This window comes from Pedococcus sp. 2YAF34, assembly GCF_052114585.1.
Lineage (GTDB): Bacteria > Actinomycetota > Actinomycetes > Actinomycetales > Dermatophilaceae > Pedococcus.
In genome coordinates this window covers 1-400 of the sequence record NZ_JBFRFA010000133.1, presented here as the reverse complement: position 1 = coordinate 400, position 400 = coordinate 1, and the positions used below count along the sequence as shown (strand labels likewise).

The 400-nt window shown below is 65.2% G+C and carries 1 pseudogene; it reads left to right on the top strand.

What is annotated here, in order from left to right:
- Nucleotides 1-400: pseudogene (locus tag AB4Z02_RS19235) on the top strand (inositol-3-phosphate synthase); the annotation flags it as partial.

Sequence of the window (400 nt, the reverse complement as noted above, 5' to 3'; positions counted from 1 at the left end):
ATGGGATCCGTGCGTGTCGCCATCGTCGGCGTCGGCAACTGCGCCAGCTCGCTGGTGCAGGGAGTCGAGTACTACAAGGACGCTGACCCCTCGGGCACCGTCCCGGGTCTGATGCACGTGCAGCTCGGTGACTACCACGTCAGCGACGTCGAGTTCGTCGCCGCGTTCGACGTGGACGCCAAGAAGGTCGGGTTCGACCTGTCCGAGGCGATCAACGCCTCGGAGAACAACACGATCAAGATCGCCGACGTGCCCCCGACCGGGGTCACCGTGCAGCGCGGTGTCACCAACGACGGGCTGGGCAAGTACTACCGCCTGACCATCGAGGAGTCCGACGCCGAGCCGGTGGACATCGTCCAGGTCCTCAAGGACAAGCAGGTCGACGTCCTGGTCTCCTACC